Origin of the sequence: Janthinobacterium sp. LPB2021202312-11-4, from assembly GCF_037049705.1 — a bacterium.
Taxonomy (GTDB): domain Bacteria; phylum Pseudomonadota; class Gammaproteobacteria; order Pseudomonadales; family Pseudomonadaceae; genus Aquipseudomonas.
This window is the reverse complement of the sequence record NZ_JBAGKV010000003.1, coordinates 43,409-61,921: the sequence shown is the minus strand read 5'-3', so window position 1 is coordinate 61,921 and position 18,513 is coordinate 43,409. Positions and strand designations below refer to the sequence as shown.

The 18,513-nt window shown below is 60.4% G+C and carries 21 protein-coding genes; 13 read left to right on the top strand and 8 right to left on the bottom strand.

Features of this window, described 5'->3' with window-relative positions; translation table 11 throughout:
* The first annotated feature begins 4 nt into the window (after positions 1-4).
* The 8 genes from V5E99_RS04265 (at position 5) to V5E99_RS04230 (ending at position 7,194) form a co-directional block, all read left to right on the top strand.
* The gene (locus V5E99_RS04265; RefSeq protein WP_499801192.1) at positions 5-814 is read left to right on the top strand and encodes an ABC transporter permease; all 810 of its coding nucleotides are present in this window, start codon (positions 5-7) and stop codon (positions 812-814) included.
* 17 nt (positions 815-831) lie between these two features.
* Entirely contained in the window at positions 832-1,986 is a 1,155-nt protein-coding gene (locus V5E99_RS04260; RefSeq protein WP_499801190.1) for an ABC transporter ATP-binding protein, read from the top strand.
* Positions 1,987-2,183: 197 nt separating this feature from the next.
* Positions 2,184-2,669 carry a flavin reductase family protein gene (locus V5E99_RS04255; protein WP_123512877.1) on the top strand — a complete coding sequence of 162 codons (486 nt, stop codon included), beginning with the start codon at positions 2,184-2,186 and terminating at the stop codon, positions 2,667-2,669.
* A 36-nt stretch (positions 2,670-2,705) separates the two neighbouring features.
* Positions 2,706-3,749, top strand: a complete 1,044-nt coding sequence (locus V5E99_RS04250; RefSeq protein ID WP_499801188.1) for an LLM class flavin-dependent oxidoreductase — start codon at positions 2,706-2,708, stop codon at positions 3,747-3,749.
* Between the two features lie 61 nt (positions 3,750-3,810).
* Positions 3,811-3,963 carry a hypothetical protein gene (locus V5E99_RS04245; protein ID WP_499801186.1) on the top strand — a complete coding sequence of 51 codons (153 nt, stop codon included), beginning with the start codon at positions 3,811-3,813 and terminating at the stop codon, positions 3,961-3,963.
* A gap of 93 nt (positions 3,964-4,056) precedes the next feature.
* Complete coding sequence (locus tag V5E99_RS04240) at positions 4,057-4,734, top strand: cysteine hydrolase family protein (RefSeq protein WP_499801185.1); 678 nt, start codon at positions 4,057-4,059, stop codon at positions 4,732-4,734.
* Positions 4,735-4,739: 5 nt separating this feature from the next.
* A complete protein-coding gene (locus tag V5E99_RS04235; RefSeq protein WP_499801184.1) occupies positions 4,740-6,101 on the top strand; it encodes a purine-cytosine permease family protein in 1,362 nt (453 codons plus the stop codon).
* A gap of 151 nt (positions 6,102-6,252) precedes the next feature.
* Positions 6,253-7,194, top strand: a complete 942-nt coding sequence (locus V5E99_RS04230) for a bifunctional 5,10-methylenetetrahydrofolate dehydrogenase/5,10-methenyltetrahydrofolate cyclohydrolase (protein WP_499801182.1) — start codon at positions 6,253-6,255, stop codon at positions 7,192-7,194.
* A 63-nt stretch (positions 7,195-7,257) separates the two neighbouring features.
* Here V5E99_RS04230 and V5E99_RS04225 read toward each other — a convergent pair whose 3' ends face one another.
* Both V5E99_RS04225 and V5E99_RS04220 read right to left on the bottom strand, forming a co-directional pair.
* A complete protein-coding gene (locus tag V5E99_RS04225; RefSeq protein WP_185058184.1) occupies positions 7,258-7,398 on the bottom strand; it encodes a hypothetical protein in 141 nt (46 codons plus the stop codon).
* Positions 7,399-7,487: 89 nt separating this feature from the next.
* On the bottom strand, positions 7,488-8,378 hold the full coding sequence (locus tag V5E99_RS04220) for a LysR family transcriptional regulator (RefSeq protein ID WP_499801180.1): 891 nt from the start codon (positions 8,376-8,378) through the stop codon (positions 7,488-7,490).
* Positions 8,379-8,507: 129 nt separating this feature from the next.
* On the opposite strand from V5E99_RS04220, the gene V5E99_RS04215 reads away from it, so the two are divergent.
* Positions 8,508-9,248, top strand: coding sequence for an SDR family oxidoreductase (locus V5E99_RS04215; RefSeq protein WP_499801178.1), 741 nt, complete (start codon positions 8,508-8,510; stop codon positions 9,246-9,248).
* 30 nt (positions 9,249-9,278) lie between these two features.
* Positions 9,279-10,175: an SDR family oxidoreductase gene (locus V5E99_RS04210; RefSeq protein WP_499801176.1), complete on the top strand. Its 897-nt coding sequence runs from the start codon at positions 9,279-9,281 to the stop codon at positions 10,173-10,175.
* Positions 10,176-10,245: 70 nt separating this feature from the next.
* Here the strand turns inward: V5E99_RS04210 and V5E99_RS04205 are convergent, their stop codons facing one another.
* From V5E99_RS04205 to V5E99_RS04185, 5 genes are all read right to left on the bottom strand, one after another.
* Positions 10,246-10,995, bottom strand: a complete 750-nt coding sequence (locus V5E99_RS04205; RefSeq protein ID WP_499801174.1) for a proteasome-type protease — start codon at positions 10,993-10,995, stop codon at positions 10,246-10,248.
* A gap of 83 nt (positions 10,996-11,078) precedes the next feature.
* Positions 11,079-11,876, bottom strand: coding sequence for a transglutaminase family protein (locus V5E99_RS04200; protein WP_499801172.1), 798 nt, complete (start codon positions 11,874-11,876; stop codon positions 11,079-11,081).
* Positions 11,873-12,823 carry an alpha-E domain-containing protein gene (locus V5E99_RS04195; protein ID WP_499801170.1) on the bottom strand — a complete coding sequence of 317 codons (951 nt, stop codon included), beginning with the start codon at positions 12,821-12,823 and terminating at the stop codon, positions 11,873-11,875. Before V5E99_RS04195 ends, V5E99_RS04200 begins: the two co-directional genes overlap by 4 nt.
* 3 nt (positions 12,824-12,826) lie before the next feature.
* Positions 12,827-14,236 (bottom strand): circularly permuted type 2 ATP-grasp protein, encoded by a 1,410-nt coding sequence (locus V5E99_RS04190; protein WP_499801169.1) that lies wholly within the window; start codon positions 14,234-14,236, stop codon positions 12,827-12,829.
* A gap of 1,109 nt (positions 14,237-15,345) precedes the next feature.
* Positions 15,346-16,242, bottom strand: coding sequence for a LysR family transcriptional regulator (locus tag V5E99_RS04185; protein WP_499801167.1), 897 nt, complete (start codon positions 16,240-16,242; stop codon positions 15,346-15,348).
* 96 nt (positions 16,243-16,338) lie between these two features.
* Here V5E99_RS04185 and V5E99_RS04180 point away from each other — a divergent pair, with 96 nt between their 5' ends.
* The 3 genes from V5E99_RS04180 to V5E99_RS04170 are packed head-to-tail and all read left to right on the top strand — an operon-like array spanning position 16,339 to position 18,114.
* Positions 16,339-16,731 (top strand): VOC family protein, encoded by a 393-nt coding sequence (locus tag V5E99_RS04180; RefSeq protein WP_499801165.1) that lies wholly within the window; start codon positions 16,339-16,341, stop codon positions 16,729-16,731.
* A 29-nt stretch (positions 16,732-16,760) separates the two neighbouring features.
* Positions 16,761-17,960 carry an MFS transporter gene (locus V5E99_RS04175; RefSeq protein ID WP_499801163.1) on the top strand — a complete coding sequence of 400 codons (1,200 nt, stop codon included), beginning with the start codon at positions 16,761-16,763 and terminating at the stop codon, positions 17,958-17,960.
* Entirely contained in the window at positions 17,950-18,114 is a 165-nt protein-coding gene (locus V5E99_RS04170) for a hypothetical protein (protein ID WP_499801161.1), read from the top strand. The genes V5E99_RS04175 and V5E99_RS04170 overlap by 11 nt, the downstream gene beginning before the upstream one ends.
* Positions 18,115-18,131: 17 nt before the next feature.
* Here V5E99_RS04170 and V5E99_RS04165 read toward each other — a convergent pair whose 3' ends face one another.
* Positions 18,132-18,344, bottom strand: a complete 213-nt coding sequence (locus V5E99_RS04165; protein WP_499801159.1) for a DUF3079 domain-containing protein — start codon at positions 18,342-18,344, stop codon at positions 18,132-18,134.
* Positions 18,345-18,513: the final 169 nt, after the last annotated feature.

The window sequence follows — 18,513 nt, the reverse complement described above, 5'->3', positions numbered from 1 at the left end:
CGTCATGCTCCTGTCCCCCAATGCCATGAGCCGGCGCATGCGCTTCGGTTTGTACGCCACCACCGGGTTGATCGGTCTATTCCTGCTGTTGCCGATCGTGTTCATCGTGCTGCTGTCGTTCGGCTCCTCCCAGTGGCTGGTGTTTCCGCCGCCGGGCTGGACGCTGAAATGGTACGGCCAGTTTTTCTCCAACGCCGACTGGATGAACGCCGCACTGGCCAGCCTCAAGGTCGCGGTACTGACCACGATTTTCGCCGTGGCTCTGGGCCTGCCTACCGCTTTCGCCCTGGTGCGCGGGCGCTTTCCCGGCCGGGAAATGCTCTACGGCTTGTTCACCCTGCCGATGATCGTGCCGCTGGTGATCATCGCCGTGGCGGTGTACGCGCTGTTTCTCAAACTCGGTTACACCGGGACGATGTTTGCCTTCGTCGTCAGCCACGTGATTGTCGCGCTGCCCTTCACCATCATCTCGATCATCAACTCGCTGAAGCTGTTCGATCAGTCGATTGAGGATGCCGCGGTGATCTGCGGCGCATCGCGCCTGCAAGCGGTGTTCAAGGTGACCTTTCCGGCGATTCGTCCGGGCATGGTCGCCGGCGCACTGTTCGCGTTCCTGGTGTCGTGGGACGAGGTGGTGCTGAGCGTGATGATGGCCAGCCCGACCCTGCAAACCCTTCCGGTAAAAATGTGGACCACCCTGCGTCAGGACCTGACACCCGTGATCGCCGTCGCCTCGACGCTGCTGATCGGCCTGTCGGTACTGGTCATGGTGATCGCCGCCGCCCTGCGCCGGCGCAACGAAGTCAGCGCTTGAGCGCCCAGGAGTAAGTAATGAGTGCCGTGATCAAAGACCCCGCGCAGCAGAACAGCAAGACCCTGGTCAGCCTGCGCAACCTGAACAAGCACTACGGTGACTTTGCCGCCGTGGACAACATCTCGCTGGACATTCAGGACGGTGAATTCCTGACCTTCCTCGGCTCCAGCGGCTCGGGCAAAAGCACCACGCTGTCGATGCTCGCCGGCTTCGAAACGCCGAGCAGCGGCGAGATCCTGGTCGAAGGCCAATCGCTGGTCAACGTGCCGCCGCACAAGCGTGACATCGGCATGGTGTTCCAGCGCTATTCGCTGTTCCCGCACCTGTCGGTTCGCGACAACATTGCGTTCCCCCTGGCGATTCGCAAACTGGCCACTGCCGAGCGCGAGCGCCGGGTCGATGCGATGCTCAAACTGGTGCAGCTTGAGCAATTTGCGCATCGCCGCCCTTCGCAACTCTCCGGCGGCCAGCAACAGCGCGTGGCGATTGCCCGGGCGCTGGTGTACGAACCGCGCATTCTGCTGATGGACGAACCGCTTGGCGCTTTGGATAAAAAGCTGCGTGAGGATCTTCAAGATGAGCTGCGCCAACTGCATCGGCGCCTCGGCATCACCATCGTCTACGTAACCCACGACCAGGAAGAAGCCATGCGCCTGTCCCAGCGCATCGCGATTTTCAGTCACGGCAAAATCGTTGGTCTGGGCAGCGGCTATGACCTCTACCAGAACCCGCCGAATGCGTTTGTCGCTTCGTTCCTCGGCAATTCGAACTTCCTCAAACTCAAGGCCCAGGGCAATGCGGTGGCGTCGTTTGAAGGTCAGTCGTTGTCGATCCGCCTGACCGCCGGCCTGCACACCGACCAGGATGTGCTGTTGATGGTGCGTCCGGAAAAAGCCCAGGCGTTGAGTGTTCCACAAGCCGTTCAGCAACCGCTGGCGGCAGGCTGGAACGAGGTGTCGGCCAAAGTTGTGGAAGTGCTGTTCCTCGGTGAAAGCCAGACGTGCAGCGTGGTGACATCGGGCGGAACCTCAATGACCGTCAAGGCGCTGTCTGCGGCAGGCATGCCGCTCAAGGCTGGCGACCCGGTGCAAGTGCGTTGGGCCACCGCTGATGCGTGCGTCTACACCCAATGGGCTGAAAGCGATCTGAATAAGGCGGCCGGCGCGCATTAACCTGAAGTGAGGGCTGGAACCTGTGGCGAGGAAGCTTGTTCCCTCGCCACAGGTTATTCATCGCTGTTTCTATCGCTTATCTGACTGACATTACGCCGATCGCCTCACGTCAAAAAGCACTTGCAAACGATGTATTACGGTATACCATCATACCAACAAACATAAAAACCCGCCGTACACCGCCCGAGGACCGTCCAATGATCGATGCCGCCATCTACAAACAAGTCATGGGTTCGTTCCCGTCTGGCGTGACCGTGATCACCACCCTGGATGACGACGGGCAAATCGTCGGCCTTACCGCCAGCGCGTTCAGTTCGCTGTCCATGGACCCGGCCCTGGTGCTGTTCTGCCCCAATTACAGCTCCGATTCCTACCCGATCCTGATCAAGAACAAACGCTTCGCCATCCACGTACTTTCCGGCGGCCAGCAGAACGAAGCCTATGCCTTCGCCCGTAAAGGCAAGGATAAGGCCCAAGGCATCGAGTGGACCTTGAGCGAGCTGGGCAACCCGCTGCTGAGCAATGCCACGGCGATCATCGAATGCGAGTTATGGCGTGAGTATGAAGGTGGCGATCACGCAATCATGGTGGGCGCGGTAAAGAACCTGATCGTGCCGCAACGCACCACCGGTCCACTGGTGTACTGCCACGGCAAAATGGGCGCCCTGCCCGTCCTGGCCTGAACCGACCTTCAAAAATAAAAACCCGAGGTAAGCGTCATGAAATTTTCCCTGTTCGTGCACATGGAGCGGTGGGACGACAGCATCAGCCATCGTCAGTTGTTCGAAGACTTGACCGAACTGACATTGATGGCCGAGGCCGGTGGCTTCAGCACGGTCTGGATCGGCGAACACCACGCCATGGAATACACCATTTCACCGAGCCCGATGCCGCTGCTGGCCTACCTGGCGGCCAAGACCACCACCATTCACCTGGGCGCCGGCACCATCATCGCGCCGTTCTGGCACCCGATACGGGTGGCTGGCGAATGTGCGTTGCTGGACGTCATCAGCAACGGTCGGATGGAAGTCGGGCTGGCTCGCGGCGCTTACCAGGTTGAATTTGATCGCATGGCCGGCGGCATGCCCGCCTCGTCCGGTGGCCAGGCGCTGCGGGAGATGGTTCCGGTGGTGCGCGCACTGTGGCAAGGCGACTACGCCCACGACGGCGAGATCTGGAAATTCCCCACCTCTACCAGCGTGCCCAAGCCGATCCAGAAGCCCAACCCGCCGATGTGGATCGCCGCCCGCGACCCGGACTCGCACAACTTCGCGGTGGCCAACGGCTGCAACGTCATGGTCACGCCACTGATGAAGGGCGACGAAGAAGTCCTCGACCTGAAGAACAAATTCCAGGCTGCGCTGGACAACAATCCCGACGTACCGCGCCCACAACTGATGGTGCTGCGTCACACCCACGTGCACGCAGTCGATGACCCGGAAGGCTGGAAAGTCGGGGCCAAGGCGATTTCGAAGTTCTACCGCACCTTCGACGCGTGGTTCGGCAACAAGGAAGTGCCGGTCAACGGTTTCCTGGCACCGAGTCCGGAAGAGAAATTTGCCGCGCGCCCAGAGTTCGAACTGGAGAGCCTGCACAAAACGGCAATGATCGGCACCGCCGAAGAAATCATTCCGCGCATCAAGTACTACCAGGAACTGGGGGTCGACGAGTTCAGCTTCTGGTGCGATAACAGCTTGCCCCATGCCGAGAAGAAAAAATCGCTGGAGCTGTTTATCAAGCAAGTGGTCCCGGCGTTTCGCTGAGCCCGCTGACCTGCCCCGGGGCGCGAAGCCTGGGGCTGACTGACGTGTAGGGTCGATTCCAATGCCAAACGGTCGCCTCCCATCACTCGCCCTGCCCTGTGGCGCCGAGCAGGCTTACCTGCGCGGTGCATGGACCGCTTCGCACATCCAGCTCAAGCGCCTGCGCGCCAGCGTCTGCGCCAAACAAAACGGCTTCTGGCAAATAATTCACTGAGCCCCTCCGAACAGAAATCCACGCACCTCATGTCGCGCCATTGCGCGACGTGGTGAGGCGCATTGTGCTTCGACTCGTGATCAGGTTTGCTCAATGAACAATAAAAACGCGCTGTTGATCATCGACATGCAGCAAGAGGACGGATTCGTCCTGGAACAATTCGACACAGTGGTGGCCAACACCGCCGCATTGCTCCAAACCGCCCGCCGCCAGCGGGTCCCGGTCATTTTCACCCGCCATATCAATCAGGCCGACGGCCGCGACATGCCGCGCGGCGAACCGCGAGCGGCCGATGGTGGCCCCAGCAGCTACCGCGCCGGTTCCCGGCAAGTGGAAATACTCGAACAACTGGCGCCGCTGCCGGATGAGTGGGTGCTCGACAAGGGCCGTTACAGTGCCTTCCACCGCACACCTCTGGATGCCCGACTCAAGGCATTGGGCGTCGACACATTGATCATCAGTGGCGTATTGACCGATGTCTGCGTCCTCAGCAGCGTGTTCGATGCCTTTGCGCTGGGCTACCACATTCGCCTGGTCGGCGACGCTTGCACCACAACCACCCTGGCGGGGCACTATTCGGCGCTGTTGATCATGGCCAACTGGATCTATTCGCTGGAAATCCTGACCAGCGAGCACTGCCGGCGAGCGCTGGAGAACCGCGATTACCTGAGCCTGATCCCCGAATGCCCGGACCGGTTCGCCCATCAGCCCCATGAGTTCGAAAACACCATCGCCCGTTTGCAAACCCACCTCGCCCGGACTCAGGAGTAATCGCCATGCACGTCGAAAAAAGAAGCATCGATTTCATCCCTGAATCCGAACGCCACGGCCAGCCTGGCTCGCTGTTTTTCATCTGGTTCGGCGCCAACATGAACATCACCACCATTGCCTCCGGCGTATTGCCGGTGGTGATGGGGCTCAACCTGTTCTGGAGCGCGCTGGCGATCATCGTCGGCTCGCTGCTGGGGGCGATTTTCATGGCCTCCCATTCCGTTCAAGGGCCGAAGCTGGGCATCCCGCAGATGATCCAGAGCCGAGCCCAATTCGGCGTGCTGGGCGCGGTGTTGCCGTTGCTGTTCGTGATGCTGATTTACCTCGGGTTCTTCGTCAGCAACACCTTGCTCGCCGCCCAGGCGCTGGAGTCGGTCAGCCCCTTGCCGGCGACCGGTAATATCTACCTGATCGGCGCGTTGTGCTTTGTCGTCGCGCTCTATGGGTATCGCCTGATCCATCGCCTGCAAAAGCTGCTGTCGCTGCTCTCGCTGGTGGTGTTCTGCGTCGCCACCCTGCTCGCGTTGCGGTTGCCGATCCCGGTTGAGCAATGGCTGGCGACCGGTTTCTCGTTGTCGAAATTTCTGGCGGCGGTGAGCATTGCCGTTACCTGGCAACTGTCCTACGCCCCGTATGTGGCCGACTATTCACGCTATCTGCCGAGCAACACGTCAAGCGCCAAGGTGTTCTGGTACAGCTACGCCGGGACGGTCAGCGGCGGTGCGTGGATGATGATTCTCGGCGCGATCCTCAGCGTCGGCATCGGCGATTTTTCCAGCAATGTCGGTGGCCATGTCGCCGGACTGTTCGGCGGCGGTGCGGTCCTGCTATTCCTCTTTATTCTCTATGGCCAGGTGTCGATCAACGTTTTCAACCTCTATGGGGCGTTCATGTCGACCATTACCGTCATCGAGCCCTTTGCCCGCCTCAAGGTAACGCCTCGGGTACGTGGTGTGTTCATGTTGGTGATCAGCCTGGTCGCGACAGCGTTGTGCACCATCAATCAGGACGATTTCATCAACTTCTTCCTCAATTTCATCTTTTTCATGAGCTATTTCCTGATCCCATGGACGGCGATCAATCTGGTGGACTACTACTGCCTGCGCAAAGGCAAATACCAGATCGACGCAATCTTCGACCTGAATGGCCTCTACGGACGCATCAACTGGATCGCCTGCGGCAGTTTTGTGTTGGCGATTGCCCTGGAAATCCCGTTCATGAACACCACGCTTTACGTCGGTCCGGTGGCCACGGCGCTGGACGGCGTTGACCTGGCCTGGATCGTCGGCTTGCTAGTGCCTGCGCTGAGCTATTACTGGCTGATGAAACTGGGCAAGCGCACCCAAGGCATTGGCGAGCTGTCCTGAGCAACCGCTGAAAACCACAACGCCGGGTGCAATGCCCGGCGTCGTGTCGCCCATTGAAACGTGAAACTGCTAACCTGAGCCCCTGGTTTCATGACGCTAATGGACCATCAAGGCCCCACGGCGTCTTGATGAATACCTCGAAGCTCTTTCAATGACGGTGACGCATTTGATCAGCAGTACCTCAACACTGGCCCGGGACATCGATGGCAAAGCCATCGCCGCCCAGGTCCTGGAAGAAGTCCGCGTAGAGCTTCTGGCCCTGGCCGAGCAACAGATTTATCCCGCCTTGGCGGTCGTGCTGGTCGGTGACGACCCGGCCAGCCATGTGTATGTGCGCAATAAACTGCTGCGGGCCCAGGAAGTCGGGATTCGCTCCCTCGAACACCGCTTGCCGGACACCGCCAGCCAGGCGCAAGTGCTGGAGCTGATTGCCCAATTGAACGCCGATGTCACGGTGAACGGCGTCCTGGTGCAGTTGCCCTTGCCCGGTCACATCGACGAAGCGGCGGTGATCCACGCCATCGACCCGATCAAGGACGTCGACGGTTTTCACCGCGAAAACGTGGGCGGACTGGTGCAAGGCATGGACGTGCTGACGCCATGCACGCCCAGCGGCTGCATGCGCTTGTTGCACGAGACCTGTGGTGACATCAGCGGCTTGCACGCCGTGGTCATCGGCCGTTCGAACATTGTCGGCAAACCCATGGCGACCTTGCTGTTGCAGGCCCATTGCTCGGTCAGCGTGGTGCATTCGCGCAGCGTCGATGCGCCGGCGCTGTGCCGATTGGCGGATATCGTTGTGGCGGCGGTGGGTCGGCCGAAACTGATCGACGCCACGTGGCTCAAGCCCGGGGCAGTGGTGATCGATGTCGGGATCAATCGTGTGACTGACGAAACCGGCAGCCATCTGGTGGGGGATGTCGATTACGCCAGCGCCCGCACCGTCGCCAGCGCAATCACGCCGGTGCCCGGCGGCGTCGGGCCGATGACCATTGCCTACCTGCTGAAAAACACCCTGATCGCCGCCCGGTTACAGCGTGCGGCCAAGGCACTTGAAGCCGATGCAGACGGGTGTGATTCAGACATCAATTGACCGGTGATTGACTCAACTGAGGGCATATGAAAAAGCCCAACCTTTTCAGGTTGGGCCCAAGCACTAGTAGCGGTGGTATTCCTGGCCTCCGTAATAGCGACCGTGATCACGTCCATGCCCATGCCCGTCATGCCAATACGGCCAGCAGCCGCCGAGCAGCAGGGTTACTGCAATCACCAACAGTAAAGGGGTCGTGCGTTTCATTTGATCATCTCCGGGCAGGCAATGCCTGACGCTGTAAACGTTGGATCTGCCCGAAAATCAGAAGGTTCAAAACGACCTTCAGCCCACGCTCACACCGCTTTGGCAAACACCTCGCCCAACCAGTCGACAAATACCCGCACCCGTGGCGACATGTGGCGGTTGTGCGGGTACAGCACGGAAACCGGCATCGGCGGCGGTGGCAGGTCGGTCAGAATCTCTTTCACCAGGCCTTGGGCAATTTGCGTTTCCATGCGGTAGTGCGGGCACTGGATGATGCCGATTCCGGCAATCGCCGAGGCCGCGTAGATTTCCGCACCGAACACCGACAGCGACCCTTCAATGGCCACTTCTTTCAATTCGCCTTCCACCATGAATTCAAACGGAAACAGCTTGGCGGTGGTGCGCGAGACGTAGTTCACCGCGCGATGCTGGCTCAGGTCGGCGAGGCTTTCCGGTTCGCCGTGCTGACGCAGGTATGCCGGGCTGGCGCAGGTGATCTGCCGCAGGTTGGCCACGCGTTTGCCGATCAGCGCCGAGTCCCCCAGGGTGCCGGCGCGCAGCACGCAATCGACGCCTTCGGCGATCAGGTCGACAAAGCGGTCGGCCTCGCTGATGGATAACTCGATGTCCGGGTAACGGGCCATGAATTGCGGCAACGCCGGAATCACAAAGTGTTTGGCCAAGGTGCCATGCATGTCCACGCGCAACCGCCCTTTCGGGGCCACGCCGCGAAACGCCAGTTCGGCCTCTTCCAGCTCCGCCAGTAGTTGCACGCAACGCTGGTAATAGGCCTCGCCGTCCAGGGTCGGGCGCACCTTGCGGGTGCTGCGCTCCAGCAACCGCGTGCCGAGCCAGGCCTCGAACTGATTCAGCGTGTGGGTCAGCGTCGCCCGTGGCAGGTTCAGGTCATCCGCCGCCAGGGTAAAGCTGCTGCGCTCGTAGATCCGCACAAACACCTTCATCGCTTTGACTTGATCCACGTTGCACTCCCCGGCGCTCTATTGTTGGCGATTGTTGAACAGTCAAGGCAACTCTGGTGCATTTATCGTCCTGAGTAAACATGTGAATCTAGCTTCACCCAAGCAAACACCTTCCAAGGAATCACAAACATGACTGCTCAAACCTCGAAAGTTGCCATCATCACCGGCGCCTCCCGCGGCATCGGTGCGGTGATCGCCAAACAACTGGCCAGCGAAGGTTTCGCTGTCGCCGTCAACTACGCCAACAGCGCCACCGAAGCCTCGAAACTGGTGGTCGAATTGCGTCAGGCCGGCCACCAGGCCATTGCGGTCAAGGCTGACGTAGCCAGCGCCGACGACGTGCGTCGCCTGTTCGATGAAACCGAAGCACAACTGGGCAAAGTCGACGTACTGGTGAACAACGCCGGCATCCTCAAGGTCATGCCGCTGGCGCAACACAGCGACGAACTGTTCGACCAGAATTTCAATATCCACACCCGTGGCACCTTCAACGCCCTGCGCGAAGCCGCCACCCGACTGAACGCTGGCGGGCGGATCATCAACTTCTCCAGCAGCACCGTCGGCATGAACCTGCCGGGCTACGCGGTGTACATCGCCAGTAAAGCGGCGGTGGAATCCCTGACCCAGGTGTTTGCCAAAGAAATGCGCGGTCGCAACATCACCGTCAACGCCGTGGCCCCTGGCCCGGTCGCCACTGATCTGTTCCTGCATGGCAAGAGCGAAGAGCAAATCCAGACCTTCGCCAAGATGGCCCCGCTGGAGCGTCTGGCTCAGCCGGAAGACATTGCCCGCGTCGTGAGCTTCCTGGTCGGCCCGGATTCGGCCTGGGTCAACGGGCAAATCCTGCGGGTCAACGGCGGCCTGGTCTGAAACCAAGCCTTTTTTGTGGAGGTCACGAACATGAAATCGATCATCCTGATTACCGGTGCATCCAGCGGTTTTGGTGCCCTCACCGCCCGCGCCCTGGCCGACGCCGGTCACACCGTTTACGCCAGCATGCGTGAAACCCTGGGGCGCAACGCGCCGCAGGTCGCAGAAGTGCAGCGCTACGCCGAGCAGCATCAGGTGGACCTGCGCAGCGTCGAGCTGGATGTTGCGTCGAGTGAGTCGGTTGAGGCCGGTGTCGCGAAAATCATCGAGGATTGCGGTCGGCTGGACGTGATCGTTCACAACGCCGGGCACATGTCCTTCGGGCCTGCCGAATCCTTTACCCCGGAGCAGTTCGCCCAGCTCTACGACATCAACGTGTTGAGCACCCAGCGGGTCAACCGCGCCGCGCTGCCGCAGTTGCGCAAACAGGGTCGGGGCCTGGTGTTGTGGGTGTCGTCCAGCAGCGCACGCGGCGGCACCCCGCCGTACCTGGCGCCGTACTTTGCGGCCAAGGCTGCGATGGATTCCCTGGCCGTGTCCTACGCCAGTGAGCTGGCACGCTGGGGCGTGGAAACTTCGATCATCGTGCCGGGCGCATTCACCAAGGGCACCAATCACTTCGTGCATTCCGGTTCACCGGCCGATCAGGCCCGTGCCGCCGAATACAACGAGGGGCCTTATGCCGGGGTGCCGGAGAAGGCACTCAAAGGCCTGGCAGCCCTGGAACCGGCTGATGCGGATGTCGGTGAGGTGGCCAGTGCCATCGTCGAGATCGTCGGTATGCCGTTCGGTAGCCGTCCGTTCCGTTGCCATATCGACCCGTCCGAGGACGGTGCCGAAATCGTCAACGCCATGGCCGATCGGGTCCGCGCCGAGATGTTCCGTCGCATCGGCCTGGAGGATTTGCTCAAGCCGACGGTTCGCTAAAAACGTTTACGCCGCAGTAACAGGCCACCGCCCGGGAAACCGGCCGGTGGCTTTTTTGCAAGTGAAAGGCCTAGCGTTGATGGGCCGTCACCATCCGGTAGGCGTCAGGCGGTTCCGGCAGAGCCGCGAGCATGTCTTGCAGGCCTGCGGACCATTGCTTGCGGATTTGCTTGAAGTACGGGTCATCGTGGGTGATGCGAAACGGCTGGGCCTCGGTAAGGCTGTTTTTGCGGTACACCAACAAGTCCAGGGGCATGCCCACCGACAGGTTGCTGCGCATGGTCGAATCGAACGAGATCAACCCGCAGCGCAAGCCTTCCTCGATGGAGGCGTTGTACGTCAGGTTGCGATCGAGTATCGGCCGGCCGTATTTGGCTTCACCCAACTGCAAGAACGGCGTGTCCTCGGTGGCCTGAATGAAGTTGCCTTGGGGGTAAATGCTGTAGACATCCGTCGGCCCGTCGGCGATTTGCCCACCGACCAGAAACGAGCAACTCAAGTCGGTCTTGCCCGCCAGTTTGGTGCGGTCCCGGGCGACGACCTCGCGGATGGTTTCAGCCACCAGCACGGTGGCGTCATACAGCGTGCGGACATTCAACAAGTGCGGCCCCTGCCCGGTTGAGCGCTGCTTGAGCAAGTTGACCACCGATTGCGACGTGGCCAGGTTGCCCGCCGTTTGCAGAACAATCAGCCGCTCGCCCGGCGTGCTGAACGTAAACAACTTCCGGAACGTTGAAATCTGGTCGATACCGGCATTGGTCCGTGAGTCGGAGATGAACACCAGCCCGTCGGCCAGGTGCATAGCGACGCAATAAGTCATTCGTGTTACTCGTGAATAGAGGATGAACGGCCGCACCGTCTCATGACGGTACGGCCGGTAACGGTTACTGCTGCGAACCAGGGTTATGCGTGCTGGACCTGGACCATCGAGTTCACCTGAACCCGCGCCAGCATCGACTCGGCCCCACCGCCACGCCGCATGCCGCGCACCGGGCAGGCGTCGAGGTAGTCCAGGCCCACCGCGAGCTTCAGATGACGGTCGGGGCGAGACAAGCGGTTGGTCACATCGAAGCTGTACCAACCGTCGTCGAGCCAGGCCTCGGCCCAGGCGTGACTGGCGAGGTGACTTTCATCTTCGGTGCACAGGTAACCGGAGACGTAACGGGCGGGAATGCCCAGGCTGCGGGCACACGCGACGAACGCGTGGGTGTGGTCCTGGCAGACACCGGCCTGGCGCGCGAATGACTCGGCGGCCGTGCTGTCCACCGCCGTCGCGCCGGGACTGTACGGCATGTAGTCGGCCAATCCGTTCATCAAGTCGATCAACGCCGTGCGGTCGCGGCGGCTGCCGCAGTGCTTGGCCGCGAAGTCGATCAGGGCGGCATCGGCTGTCGTCAGGTGGCTGGTGCGCAAGAACGGCAACGGCGACTGATCGTCGTGCTCCACTTCCAGGGTCTGATCAATGTCGACCTGGCCGTAGGCGGTCAGGATCAGGGCGCCGTGGGGCTCGTCCATCGTCAGGACGTGCAGGATGTTGCCGTAAGGATCGAGCTGGCTGCGCACCAGGCGCGGCAGTTCCAGGTGCCATTGCAGAATGTGCTGGCGCTCGGTGTTCTTCGGCGTCAGGCGCAGGAACTGGATGCTGGTGCAGACTTCGTCGGCGTAGCTGTAGGTGGTGTCGTGGCGTATGGACAGTTTCATACGACCTCCAGATAGGATTCGTGAACGGTCTGGCCCAAGTGGCGAATCCGCCCGATGAAATCGGTCAGCCACAGGTGCAGGCCGGAATCGAGAATTTCATCGATGCCGGTGTAGCGCAGCCGCGCATTCAATTCGGCGGCCAGGCGCTGGGCCGGCCGACCGTTGTTGCCCGGCAGGCTGGCGAGAATCTGGTCCAGCTCTTCGACACAGGCGTGCAACGAACGTGGCACGTCGGCGCGCAACAGCAGCATTTCCGAGACTTGCTCGGCGCCGGGCGCGTTGCGGTAGATCTCGTTGAACGCCTCGAAGGACGACAAGGCGCGGAGCAAGGCGCTCCACTGGTAGTAGCCGCGAGCGGAGTTGTCGCTCACCTCCTCCGACTCTTCGCCGAACATTTCGTAGCGCGCATCCAGCAGGCGCAGGGTGTTGTCAGCGCGCTCGAGGAACGTCCCCAAGCGAATGAAGCAGTAGGCATCGTTGCGCATGATCGTGCCCGAAGTCGCGCCGCGAAACAGGTGCGAACGCTCCTTGACCCATTCGCAGAAATGGCTGATGCCGTAACGCGCCAGGCCATTGCTGGCGATGTTGCGCATCTCCAGCCACGTGGCGTTGATGTTCTCCCACATGTCGGCGGTGATCCGCCCGCGCACGGCGTGCGCATTGGCCCGCGCGGCCTGCAAACAGCAATAAATGCTGCCGGGGTTGGTTTCGTCCAGCGCGAAGAAGTGCAGCATGCGCTCGGTGTTGAGCTCGCCGTACCGTTCGTTGTAATCGTCCAGCGTGCCGGCGGCCAGCAGCGACATCGCCAGCTCGGCGCGGCCATCGGTGCGCCCGGCCTGGGGCATCAGCGACAGCGAATAACTGACTTCGAGCATGCGCGCCAGGTTTTCGGCGCGCTCCAGGTAACGGGACATCCAGTAGAGGTCCGAAGCGGTTCTTGAAAGCATGTCTTAGTCCTCCACAACCCAAGTGTCTTTGGTGCCGCCGCCCTGGGACGAGTTCACCACCAGCGAGCCTTCGCGCAATGCCACGCGGGTCAGGCCACCGGGCACCAGGCGGGTTTCACTGCCCGACAGTACAAACGGGCGCAGGTCGATGTGACGCGGGGCGATGCCGCTTTCGACGAAGGTCGGGCACGTCGACAGGCACAGCGTGGGTTGCGCGATATACGCCTCGGGACGGGCCTTGAGCCGGGCGCGGAAGTCTTCGATTTCCGCCGCTGTGGCCGCCGGTCCGACCAGCATGCCGTAGCCGCCGGAGCCTTGGGTTTCCTTGACCACCAGTTCGGGCAAGTGGGCCAGTACGTGGGACAGGTCGGCCGGTTTGCGGCATTGCCAGGTCGGCACGTTCTTGAGGATCGGTTCTTCGCTGAGGTAGAAGCGGATCATCTCGTCAACGTAGGGGTAGATCGACTTGTCGTCGGCCACACCCGTACCGACAGCGTTCGCCAGCACCACGTTGCCCGAGCGGTAGGCGGCAATCAGGCCGGGGACACCGAGCATGGAATCGGGGTTGAACGACAGCGGATCGAGGAAGGCGTCATCGAGGCGCCGATAAATCACGTCCACCTGTTTCGGGCCGGACGTGGTGCGCATAAAGACATGATCGTCGCGGACAAACAGGTCGGCGCCTTCCACCAGTTCCACACCCATTTCACGGGCCAGAAAGGCGTGTTCGAAGTAGGCGCTGTTGAAGCGACCGGGGGTCAGCACCACCGTGGTCGGGTTGTCCAGCGGGCTGGAGCTCTTGAGGGTGTCCAGCAGCAGGTTCGGGTAGTGATCGATCGGCGCCACCCGTTGCGCGGCGAAGAGTTCGGGGAACAAGCGCATCATCATCTTGCGGTCTTCGAGCATGTAGCTCACGCCGCTGGGAGTGCGCAGGTTGTCTTCCAGCACGTAGTAACTGCCATCGCCGTCACGCACCAGATCGACGCCGGCGATATGGGCGTAGATACCGCGATGCAGGTTCAGGCCCTGCATGGCGATCTGGTAGCCCTCGTTCGCCAGGACCTGCTCGGCCGGGATGATGCCTTCCTTGAGAATCCGTTGGCCGTGGTAGATGTCGGCCAGGAACATGTTCAGGGCCTGGACCCGCTGAATGCAGCCACGCTCGACCATTTGCCATTCGCTGGCCTTGATGCTGCGTGGAATGATGTCGAACGGGATCAACCGTTCAGTGCCTTGCTCGTCCCCGTACAAAGTGAAGGTGATGCCGGCTCGATGGAACAACAGGTCGGCTTCGCGACGACGTTGATCCAGCAACTCCAGAGGAGTGTCCGCCAACCAACGTGCGAACTCCTGGTAATGTGGGCGGCAACCACCACTCGCGTCATACATTTCGTTAAAAAAAGCTCGGGACATACCCCACTCCTTGCCGCGATACAAACGGCATTTTCTTATAACTTCGCTATTTCACTAGATGAGGCCTTACGTTGTTGAGTGAGTACTGTTTCTGGATAGCACCTCAGTGTGCGTCGTTAACTTCCTGTTTCATGCGGATATAAATTCCTCATGACGCCGGCAATCTCTTGACGCGTTCCGGCGCCAGAGACTTGGCCTTTGCGGTTTTATGTCTGGCGCCCAATTTATAAAACTCTCCACTCTCTTTTCCGTTAAAAAACCACACTTGCGGTGGTTTGAAAGTACTTTTGCAAGGGCTATGCCCAAGTGTTGCCCGAAGGGATAAAAACGGAAATCCTTTTAAAAAAGATGCATTTGGGACATTTTGTTTCATTATTGAGACTTTTATCAGTAAAGCCGCTGAAACGTTTTTCCCCCGAGTTGTTTGCACAACTGTGGCGCGGACTGAAATGGTGCAATTTGAAACTCAAGTGCGTTTTCTGCCCTATAAGTGGGAAATTTCCACTCACCGTTTTTATTGCCCTCGTCATACAAAGTGTCCAGCACAGCGCACCCTTTAGCGTAGACGCACTATTAACGCGCAAAAAAATGCACCACTAGATGTCGCCGATAATGAAGATGCCAAGGCGTGATGCACAAACGATCCCCTCACTTATAGAACAAGACCGAGCCAACGCCCTTATCGATTGCCCTTTCGTTTATGAAGTTTTTCTTCAAAGGGCATGGCCATCCAGAGGGGTTATCCGCCTTGCAAGCCGCTCCTACCATGAAGTGCCCCCTTACCAAATAATGGTGGTGTCTCGAGGGTGTTCAGGAGCAATAAACAGAGCCGTGCTGTTTCCGGCACTGGCACCCGCCGTCGCGATTTTGCTCGGCATCCCGGCCAGTGGTGCGGCCCGCTCATCTGTATGTTCGGCTTGCTGATCGCCTTGCGCAGCGGCGCCGGCCGCTCTCGCTGAACCGCCCTCTCGTTACCCACCTGAAAACCAAGGAACTTCGGGCGGGCATTGCCGGCGATATCACGGCAGCGACGCTGGTGCTCGATGCCGAGAACGATACCCGGCAGAGCGTTTTACCGCCCTCAGAACAGGCGCCCTAGGCGTTGCCGATCAGCCGTCAGCGTCCAGCGCCAGTTCCGAGCTGATGGTGTCAATCAACGCCCGGACACGGCGCGGCAGGACCCGAACCGGCGGATACACAATCTGCAACGCCGTTTGGCCGGGCGAAAAATCAGGAAGCACTTCCACCAGTCGGCCAGCGGCAAGATCGGCCTGAACATCCCAGACGGACTTGTTGCAGATGCCGTGCCCGTCCAGGCACCACTGCCTGACCAGCCCGCCGTTATTCGCCACCCTCCTCCCCCGCACCACAACGCGGTAGGCCTCGCTCGCGACCCGGAACGTCCAGACCCGATCGATGTTGGCGCCAAAGCGCATGACGATGCAGTCATGCTGCGCCAGGTCGTCCGGGTGTCGAGGCATGCCATTGAGCTCAAGGTATCGCGGCGCGGCACACACCACGCGCCGGTTCTCGCCAATCGGCTTGGACCGCAGCGTGCTGTCGGCCAACAGCCCGTAACGCACGGCGAAGTCGATCCCTTGACTGACCAGGTCGACAAAACCATCGGTGAGGTTGAGGTCGATCGTCACCGACGGATGCTCGGCCAGAAAGCGGTCAAGAATCGGCACGATCCGCGCGTGCCCAAGATCGACCGGGGCACTGAGACGAATGAGCCCGGAGATTTTTTGCGCGCCCAAGCGGATGCTGCTTTCCAGCTCATCGGCTTCGGCCAGCAGGCGGCGGGCGCCATCGGCCAGCAGTCGTCCTTCATCGGTCAGGCTGATCGAGCGGGTGGTGCGGGTCAGCAGGCTCGCGCCGTAGTAGCCCTCAAGCATCGCCAGGCGCTCGGACACCGAAGCCGGCGACAGCCCCAGCTCGCGACCGGCGGCAGACAGGCCACCCTTCTCGACGATCATCAGAAACAGCGCCAGGTTATCCAGGGTCATCTTTCGGACTCTCCGAAATATAATTTCGAATCCTAAGCAATTATCAAATTACTTCGCAATGTCTATCTTCGCCACATCAACCGGCAGGAGATAGCCATGCACCTGGACCACGTCACCATCCGCACTCGCGACATCGCTGGCACCCGCGATTTCTTTCGTACCGTATTCGATCTGCAGGACGGCGAACGTCCACAAGCCATCAAGCGCATTCCCGGTCACTGGCTCTATACCGATGGCCAGCCGCTGGTGCACATCATCGGCACCCAGGGCTATGGCATCGACCATGCCGCCGAGGCAATTGACCACGTGGGTTTCCGCATCGAAGGGTACAGCGCGTTCCGCCAGAAGCTCGAACGCCTGGGCATTCTCTACTCAACCATGGACCTCGAAGAGCTGCAGGAACGTCGCCTGTTCTTCCGCGCTCCCGGCGGTCCGCTGCTTGAAGCTGTTTTTTCCGAACCCGTGCCGTCGTCGATCGCCGCGCACTGATCAACTGACTTTTGAGAAGGAGAACGACCATGTCACTGACTTCAAGAATGCCGATTCAAATCTGGATACTGACCCTTTCCGCCTTCGCGATCGGCACCGCCGAATTTCTCATCGCGGGCATCCTGCCCCAAGTGGCTGACAGCTTGAAAATCAGCACCGGGCAAGCAGGCAACCTGATCACCGCTTATGCGCTCGCCATTGTGATCGGCGGCCCGCTCCTGACGCTGTGGCTGGCACGCTTCGAAAAGAAAACCGTGCTGATTGCGCTGATGGGGCTGTTTGTCGCCGGCAACCTGATGGCGGCCTTCAGCACCGACTACACGACACTGATTATCAGCCGCGTTGTGGCGGGCCTGACGCAAGGGCCGTTCTACGGGATCGGCGCCGTCGTCGCCACACGCATGGTGGCCGATAGCATGGCCGGCCGAGCGGTTGGCCAGATGTTCGGTGGCCTGACCCTGGCCAACGTGCTGGGCGTCCCGGCGGGTGCCTGGATCGGCAATGCCTTCGACTGGCACACCACGTTCCTCGTCGTCTCGGTCATGGGTGTTATCGCGATGCTGTTGATCGCCGCCACGATCCAGCGCAGCCCTGAAGAGAAACCGGCCTCGGTACTGACCCAACTCTCGGTTTTCCGTGACCGCAATCTGCTCGCCAGCCTGACGTTCACCATGCTCGGCTGGGTCGGTTTCATGACGCTGTACGGCTACATCGCGCCGGTGGCAGAACAGATCGCCGGGTTCGACCGCAGTGCAATCACCTGGGTGCTGGTGGTGGTCGGTGCCGGCCTGGTCGTCGGTAACAGCATCGGTGGCCGTACCGCCGACGCCAATCTGCACCGCTCGCTGATCGTCTGGCCTATCGCAATGATCGCAGCCCTGGTGCTGGTCGGCTTCGTGGCCCCTTACAAATGGTTGTTCCTGGTGGCGGCATTCATCTACGGCGTGACGACGTTTGCCAACCTGCCGCCGATGCAAATGCGCGTGATGAAGTACGGCTCGAAGGCCCCTGAACTGGCGGCTACGGCGAACATCTCGGCCTTCAACATCGCCAACGCCCTGGGCGGCCTCATCGGCGGCGCCGTGATCGACAGCCACCTAGGCGCCTCCGCCATCCCCTTTGCCGCCGCCATCATCCCGGTGCTCGGCCTGCTGTTCATCGTGTCCCAGGAATCGCGCTCGCCGAAAACACCGAAGGTGCCTGCGACCTGTGTATCCCTTGGTAATTGATGCCTTACCCATTCGTTCTGGAGATGAAAATGTCGACTACATCAAAATTGTTCAGCAGCACCCGGTTTGGCTACACGTCAACGCGGCCCATTCGATGGATGAGCGGATCTACACCTTCCTGGCGCAAGCAACGCCCGGCGCGTCTGAAGGCTGAATGCCAACTGATCAGGGTCAGACGCTTTCATCCGGCATCTTGTCGGTCGTGATCAATTTCTCCAGGCCCCACTCGCCCGGCACGCACCAATCCTCGCCGAACAGCTCAGCAGGATGCATCGTGCGGTCGGAGCCGTTGCCGCACGCCAGGGACTTGGCCGGGCAATAGCGGTCGCAGCCCCAACAGATCCGCTCAGGGTGCCTGGGGTTGACGGGGAAGTTTTTGGCCATGCCGGTCTCCGATCATTGAGAGGCGTTTTTCCAACCTACCGCCAATGAGCAGCGCCATCCTTGATGGATATCAAGAACCGACATCGAGCAATTTCGCCAGCGTGACAAACCAGCGATTTAATGACTCAAAACTTGATAACAATCATTATTGTTCGCGGCAAAGCTTCCT

Coding starts and splice junctions, on each gene's coding strand:
- V5E99_RS04265 (WP_499801192.1), top strand. CDS start 5: ATGCTCCTGTCCCCCAATGCCATGAGCCGGCGCATGCGCTTCGGTTTG.
- V5E99_RS04260 (WP_499801190.1), top strand. CDS start 832: ATGAGTGCCGTGATCAAAGACCCCGCGCAGCAGAACAGCAAGACCCTG.
- V5E99_RS04255 (WP_123512877.1), top strand. CDS start 2,184: ATGATCGATGCCGCCATCTACAAACAAGTCATGGGTTCGTTCCCGTCT.
- V5E99_RS04250 (WP_499801188.1), top strand. CDS start 2,706: ATGAAATTTTCCCTGTTCGTGCACATGGAGCGGTGGGACGACAGCATC.
- V5E99_RS04245 (WP_499801186.1), top strand. CDS start 3,811: ATGCCAAACGGTCGCCTCCCATCACTCGCCCTGCCCTGTGGCGCCGAG.
- V5E99_RS04240 (WP_499801185.1), top strand. CDS start 4,057: ATGAACAATAAAAACGCGCTGTTGATCATCGACATGCAGCAAGAGGAC.
- V5E99_RS04235 (WP_499801184.1), top strand. CDS start 4,740: ATGCACGTCGAAAAAAGAAGCATCGATTTCATCCCTGAATCCGAACGC.
- V5E99_RS04230 (WP_499801182.1), top strand. CDS start 6,253: ATGACGGTGACGCATTTGATCAGCAGTACCTCAACACTGGCCCGGGAC.
- V5E99_RS04225 (WP_185058184.1), bottom strand. CDS start 7,398: ATGAAACGCACGACCCCTTTACTGTTGGTGATTGCAGTAACCCTGCTG.
- V5E99_RS04215 (WP_499801178.1), top strand. CDS start 8,508: ATGACTGCTCAAACCTCGAAAGTTGCCATCATCACCGGCGCCTCCCGC.
- V5E99_RS04210 (WP_499801176.1), top strand. CDS start 9,279: ATGAAATCGATCATCCTGATTACCGGTGCATCCAGCGGTTTTGGTGCC.
- V5E99_RS04205 (WP_499801174.1), bottom strand. CDS start 10,995: ATGACTTATTGCGTCGCTATGCACCTGGCCGACGGGCTGGTGTTCATC.
- V5E99_RS04200 (WP_499801172.1), bottom strand. CDS start 11,876: ATGAAACTGTCCATACGCCACGACACCACCTACAGCTACGCCGACGAA.
- V5E99_RS04195 (WP_499801170.1), bottom strand. CDS start 12,823: ATGCTTTCAAGAACCGCTTCGGACCTCTACTGGATGTCCCGTTACCTG.
- V5E99_RS04190 (WP_499801169.1), bottom strand. CDS start 14,236: ATGTCCCGAGCTTTTTTTAACGAAATGTATGACGCGAGTGGTGGTTGC.
- V5E99_RS04185 (WP_499801167.1), bottom strand. CDS start 16,242: ATGACCCTGGATAACCTGGCGCTGTTTCTGATGATCGTCGAGAAGGGT.
- V5E99_RS04180 (WP_499801165.1), top strand. CDS start 16,339: ATGCACCTGGACCACGTCACCATCCGCACTCGCGACATCGCTGGCACC.
- V5E99_RS04175 (WP_499801163.1), top strand. CDS start 16,761: ATGTCACTGACTTCAAGAATGCCGATTCAAATCTGGATACTGACCCTT.
- V5E99_RS04165 (WP_499801159.1), bottom strand. CDS start 18,344: ATGGCCAAAAACTTCCCCGTCAACCCCAGGCACCCTGAGCGGATCTGT.